The sequence below is a fragment of the Enterobacter sp. UNJFSC 003 genome, from assembly GCF_036903355.1.
Taxonomy (GTDB): domain Bacteria; phylum Pseudomonadota; class Gammaproteobacteria; order Enterobacterales; family Enterobacteriaceae; genus Enterobacter.
Genome location: NZ_JBAKHK010000232.1, coordinates 1 through 258 on the forward strand (window position 1 = coordinate 1; position 258 = coordinate 258).

General features: G+C 51.9%; 1 protein-coding gene. It reads left to right on the forward strand.

Going from position 1 to position 258, the window contains the following annotated elements; genetic code table 11:
- Positions 1 to 19: 19 nt before the first annotated feature.
- A partial coding sequence (locus V5P19_RS23935) for a PfkB family carbohydrate kinase (RefSeq protein WP_334408049.1) occupies positions 20 to 258 on the forward strand: 239 nt, incomplete at its 3' end.

Genomic DNA, 258 nt, shown 5'->3' on the forward strand with positions numbered 1-258 from the left:
GTCTTGGGGAGGGCGCATAATGAGCAGACGTGTTGCTACTATCACCCTTAATCCGGCTTATGACCTTGTTGGTTTCTGCCCGGAAATTGAACGCGGCGAAGTGAACCTGGTGAAAACCACCGGTCTGCATGCGGCGGGTAAAGGCATCAACGTGGCCAAAGTATTAAAAGACCTGGGAATTGATGTCACCGTTGGCGGCTTCCTCGGTAAAGACAATCAGGATGGTTTTCAGCAACTGTTCAGCGAGCTGGGCATTGC